Raw genomic sequence first — 5,449 nt, 5'->3', positions numbered from 1 at the left:
ATCATTAAGAGAATTGAAGAACAACTTGTGTGGATTTTTACTGATTGATCACTGATAAATTAAAATCATTGGTTACAATTAGTAAGAATTTACTCGAAAATTTATTTGAGCGAATATTGCTAGTAATTGATGAGCAGATTAGTGCCCTTAAGGCAGTAAATGATTTTTAACTGAAGAGTTTGATCATGGCTCAGATTGAACGCTGGCGGCAGGCTTAACACATGCAAGTCGAGCGGAGGAAGGTAGCTTGCTACTGGACTTAGCGGCGGACGGGTGAGTAAAGCTTAGGAATCTGCCTATTAGTGGGGGACAACGTTTCGAAAGGGACGCTAATACCGCATACGCCCTACGGGGGAAAGCAGGGGATCGTAAGACCTTGTGCTAATAGATGAGCCTAAGTCGGATTAGCTAGTTGGTAGGGTAAAGGCCTACCAAGGCGACGATCTGTAGCGGGTCTGAGAGGATGATCCGCCACACTGGGACTGAGACACGGCCCAGACTCCTACGGGAGGCAGCAGTGGGGAATATTGGACAATGGGCGAAAGCCTGATCCAGCCATGCCGCGTGTGTGAAGAAGGCCTTATGGTTGTAAAGCACTTTAAGCGAGGAGGAGGGTACCCTGATTAATACTCAGGAGTATTGGACGTTACTCGCAGAATAAGCACCGGCTAACTCTGTGCCAGCAGCCGCGGTAATACAGAGGGTGCGAGCGTTAATCGGAATTACTGGGCGTAAAGCGCGCGTAGGCGGCTAATTAAGTCGGATGTGAAATCCCCGAGCTCAACTTGGGAATTGCATACGATACTGGTTAGCTAGAGTATGGGAGAGGAAGGTAGAATTCCAGGTGTAGCGGTGAAATGCGTAGAGATCTGGAGGAATACCGATGGCGAAGGCAGCCTTCTGGCCTAATACTGACGCTGAGGTGCGAAAGCATGGGGAGCAAACAGGATTAGATACCCTGGTAGTCCATGCCGTAAACGATGTCTACTAGCCGTTGGGGCCTTTGAGGCTTTAGTGGCGCAGCTAACGCGATAAGTAGACCGCCTGGGGAGTACGGTCGCAAGACTAAAACTCAAATGAATTGACGGGGGCCCGCACAAGCGGTGGAGCATGTGGTTTAATTCGATGCAACGCGAAGAACCTTACCTGGCCTTGACATACTGAGAATTTTCTAGAGATAGATTAGTGCCTTCGGGAACTCAGATACAGGTGCTGCATGGCTGTCGTCAGCTCGTGTCGTGAGATGTTGGGTTAAGTCCCGCAACGAGCGCAACCCTTTTCCTTATTTGCCAGCACTTCGGGTGGGAACTTTAAGGATACTGCCAGTGACAAACTGGAGGAAGGCGGGGACGACGTCAAGTCATCATGGCCCTTACGGCCAGGGCTACACACGTGCTACAATGGTCGGTACAGAGGGTTGCTACACAGCGATGTGATGCTAATCTCAAAAAGCCGATCGTAGTCCGGATTGGAGTCTGCAACTCGACTCCATGAAGTCGGAATCGCTAGTAATCGCGGATCAGAATGCCGCGGTGAATACGTTCCCGGGCCTTGTACACACCGCCCGTCACACCATGGGAGTTTGTTGCACCAGAAGTGGATAGTCTAACCTTAGGGAGGACGTTCACCACGGTGTGGCCGATGACTGGGGTGAAGTCGTAACAAGGTAGCCGTAGGGGAACCTGCGGCTGGATCACCTCCTTAACGAAAGGTGAATTGATTGGTAAGAATCCACAACAAGTTGTTCTTTGATAGATCGTATGGGGTCTGTAGCTCAGTTGGTTAGAGCACACGCTTGATAAGCGTGGGGTCACAAGTTCAAGTCTTGTCAGACCCACCAGTTTGGCGACTGCATATGATTGGTATGATATAAGCTGGGGACTTAGCTTAGTTGGTAGAGCGCCTGCTTTGCACGCAGGAGGTCAGGAGTTCGACTCTCCTAGTCTCCACCAAGATATCGTAACTCTTAAGATGATAAGGTGAGATAGTAGAGATTAGTAAATAGTTATATTTATTAATCTCTGTGATTTCACAGAGAATACTTAGACCTGACGAAGGGTAAGTTATTCATTAACAGATTAAAGATTGAGTCTGAAATAAATTGTTCACTCATACACTCGAAAGAGTGAGATGAGAACTAGCGAAATTAACTGAATCAAGCGTTTTGGTATATGTTATTGATTGAAGCTGTATGGTGATTAAGTTCACAAGACTTTAAACGATAAGTTGTTAATGCTCCTTGTAGGTGTTATCGACTGTTTGGGGTTGTATAGTCAAGTAATTAAGTGCATGTGGTGGATGCCTTGGCAGTCAGAGGCGATGAAAGACGTGATAGCCTGCGAAAAGCTTCGGGGAGGCGGCAAATATCCTGTGATCCGGAGATGTCTGAATGGGGGAACCCACTTGCTGTAAGGCAGGTATTGCAACATGAATACATAGTGTTGCAAGGCGAACGAGGGGAAGTGAAACATCTCAGTACCCTTAGGAAAAGAAATCAATTGAGATTCCGTCAGTAGCGGCGAGCGAACGCGGAACAGCCCATGAAGTTATCTAAGTTTTAGTGGAACGCTCTGGGAAGTGCGACCATAGTAGGTGATAGTCCTGTACGCGAAAGGGCTTAGATAATGATATCGAGTAGGGCGAGGCACGTGAAACCTTGTCTGAATATGGGGGGACCATCCTCCAAGGCTAAATACTCCTGACTGACCGATAGTGAACCAGTACCGTGAGGGAAAGGCGAAAAGAACCCCTGTGAGGGGAGTGAAATAGATCCTGAAACCGCATGCATACAAGCAGTAGGAGCCCACTTGTTGGGTGACTGCGTACCTTTTGTATAATGGGTCAGCGACTTATATTCAGTAGCGAGGTTAACCGTATAGGGGAGCCGTAGAGAAATCGAGTCTTAATAGGGCGTTTAGTTGCTGGGTATAGACCCGAAACCAGGCGATCTATCCATGAGCAGGTTGAAGGTTGGGTAACACTAACTGGAGGACCGAACCCACTGTCGTTGAAAAGCCAGGGGATGACTTGTGGATAGGGGTGAAAGGCTAATCAAGCCTGGTGATAGCTGGTTCTCCCCGAAAGCTATTTAGGTAGCGCCTCGGACGAATACCATAGGGGGTAGAGCACTGTTTCGGCTAGGGGGTCATCCCGACTTACCAAACCGATGCAAACTCCGAATACCTATGAGTACTATCCGGGAGACAGACTGCGGGTGCTAACGTCCGTAGTCAAGAGGAAAACAATCCAGACCGCCAGCTAAGGCCCCAAAATCATAGTTAAGTGGGAAACGATGTGGGAAGGCATAGACAGCTAGGAGGTTGGCTTAGAAGCAGCCACCCTTTAAAGAAAGCGTAATAGCTCACTAGTCGAGTCGGCCTGCGCGGAAGATGTAACGGGGCTAAAACTATGTGCCGAAGCTGCGGATTTGACAATAGTCAAGTGGTAGGGGAGCGTTCTGTAAGCCGATGAAGGTGTGTTGAGAAGCATGCTGGAGGTATCAGAAGTGCGAATGCTGACGTGAGTAACGACAAAACGGGTGAAAAACCCGTTCGCTGAAAGACCAAGGGTTCCAGTCCAACGTTAATCGGGGCTGGGTGAGTCGACCCCTAAGGCGAGGCCGAGAGGCGTAGTCGATGGGAAAATGGTTAATATTCCATTACTTCTGTGTAATGCGATGAGAGGACGGAGAAGGTTAAGTCAGCCTGGCGTTGGTTGTCCAGGTGAAAGACTGTAGGCATGCATCTTAGGCAAATCCGGGGTGCTTTATGCTGAGAGTTGATAGCAAGCTGTACTTGTACAGTGAAGTGGCTGATACCATGCTTCCAAGAAAAGTCTCTAAGCTTCAGTTACACAGGAATCGTACCCTAAACCGACACAGGTGGTCAGGTCGAGTAGACCAAAGCGCTTGAGAGAACTCTGCTGAAGGAACTAGGCAAAATGGTACCGTAACTTCGGGAGAAGGTACGCTGTTGATCGTGATAGAACTTGCTTCTTGAGCGATTGACAGCCTCAGAAACCAGGCCGCTGCAACTGTTTATTAAAAACATAGCACTCTGCAAACACGAAAGTGGACGTATAGGGTGTGATGCCTGCCCGGTGCTGGAAGGTTAATTGATGGGGTTAGCGTAAGCGAAGCTCTTGATCGAAGCCCCAGTAAACGGCGGCCGTAACTATAACGGTCCTAAGGTAGCGAAATTCCTTGTCGGGTAAGTTCCGACCTGCACGAATGGCATAATGATGGCGGCGCTGTCTCCAGCAGAGGCTCAGTGAAATCGAAATCGCTGTGAAGATGCAGTGTACCCGCGGCTAGACGGAAAGACCCCGTGAACCTTTACTGCAGCTTGACATTGAACTTTGACCTTACTTGTGTAGGATAGGTGGGAGGCTTTGAAGTGGTGACGCCAGTTACCATGGAGCCATCCTTGAAATACCACCCTGGTAATGTTGAGGTTCTAACTCTGCCCCGTGATCCGGGGCGAGGACCATGTCTGGTGGGTAGTTTGACTGGGGCGGTCTCCTCCTAAAGAGTAACGGAGGAGTACGAAGGTGCGCTCAGCGTGGTCGGAAATCACGCGTAGAGTATAAAGGCAAAAGCGCGCTTAACTGCGAGACCAACAAGTCGAGCAGGTACGAAAGTAGGTCTTAGTGATCCGGTGGTTCTGTATGGAAGGGCCATCGCTCAACGGATAAAAGGTACTCTGGGGATAACAGGCTGATACCGCCCAAGAGTTCATATCGACGGCGGTGTTTGGCACCTCGATGTCGGCTCATCTCATCCTGGGGCTGAAGCAGGTCCCAAGGGTATGGCTGTTCGCCATTTAAAGAGGTACGCGAGCTGGGTTTAGAACGTCGTGAGACAGTTCGGTCCCTATCTACCGTGGGCGTTGGAAATTTGAGAGGATCTGCTCCTAGTACGAGAGGACCAGAGTGGACGAACCTCTGGTGTACCGGTTGTGACGCCAGTCGCATCGCCGGGTAGCTATGTTCGGAAGGGATAACCGCTGAAAGCATCTAAGCGGGAAGCCTACCTCAAGATTAGATTTCCCTTAGACTTTATGTCTTCTAAAGAGCCGTTCGAGACTAGGACGTTGATAGGTTGGATGTGGAAGTACGGTGACGTATGAAGCTGACCAATACTAATTGCTCGTGAGGCTTGACTATACAACACCCAAACAGTTGGCTGTTGATAGCAATATCACAACATAAACTTGATTGAGTTAAGTATTCGCTTATAATGAACAACTCAGACGCAATCTAATCTGTTATGCACTAAATTTGACAGTATCTTGGCAGTTGTAAGACCATAGATCGTCATACCAGTTGTGCTGGCGACCATAGCAAGAGTGAACCACCTGATCCCTTCCCGAACTCAGAAGTGAAACCTCTTTGCGCTGATGGTAGTGTGGGGTTACCCATGTGAGAGTAAGTCATCGCCAGCTCATTATTC

Annotated in this window: 2 tRNA genes and 3 rRNA genes; all 5 read left to right on the top strand. The window is 48.9% G+C overall.

The annotated features are described in order from the left end of the window. The first annotated feature begins 167 nt into the window (after window positions 1-167). The 5 genes from PCI70_RS12040 to rrf all read left to right on the top strand — a co-directional run bounded on the left by PCI70_RS12040 (window position 168) and on the right by rrf (window position 5,441). Window positions 168-1,704, top strand: a 16S ribosomal RNA gene (locus tag PCI70_RS12040). Window positions 1,705-1,763: 59 nt separating this feature from the next. Further along, window positions 1,764-1,840 (top strand) — tRNA-Ile (locus PCI70_RS12035). Window positions 1,841-1,876: 36 nt separating this feature from the next. Continuing rightward, window positions 1,877-1,952: transfer RNA gene (locus PCI70_RS12030), tRNA-Ala, on the top strand. Between the two features lie 319 nt (window positions 1,953-2,271). Beyond that, a 23S ribosomal RNA gene (locus PCI70_RS12025) occupies window positions 2,272-5,163 on the top strand. Between the two features lie 163 nt (window positions 5,164-5,326). After that, window positions 5,327-5,441 (top strand): 5S ribosomal RNA (gene rrf / locus PCI70_RS12020). Together the 16S, 23S and 5S rRNA genes with 2 tRNA genes alongside form the textbook arrangement of a ribosomal RNA operon. Window positions 5,442-5,449: the final 8 nt, after the last annotated feature.

It is taken from the genome of Acinetobacter sp. HY1485 (assembly GCF_027568475.1).
Classification (GTDB): Bacteria; Pseudomonadota; Gammaproteobacteria; order Pseudomonadales; family Moraxellaceae; genus Acinetobacter.
The sequence above is the reverse complement of the archived record's forward strand: the minus strand, read 5'-3'. Positions and strand labels throughout refer to the sequence as shown.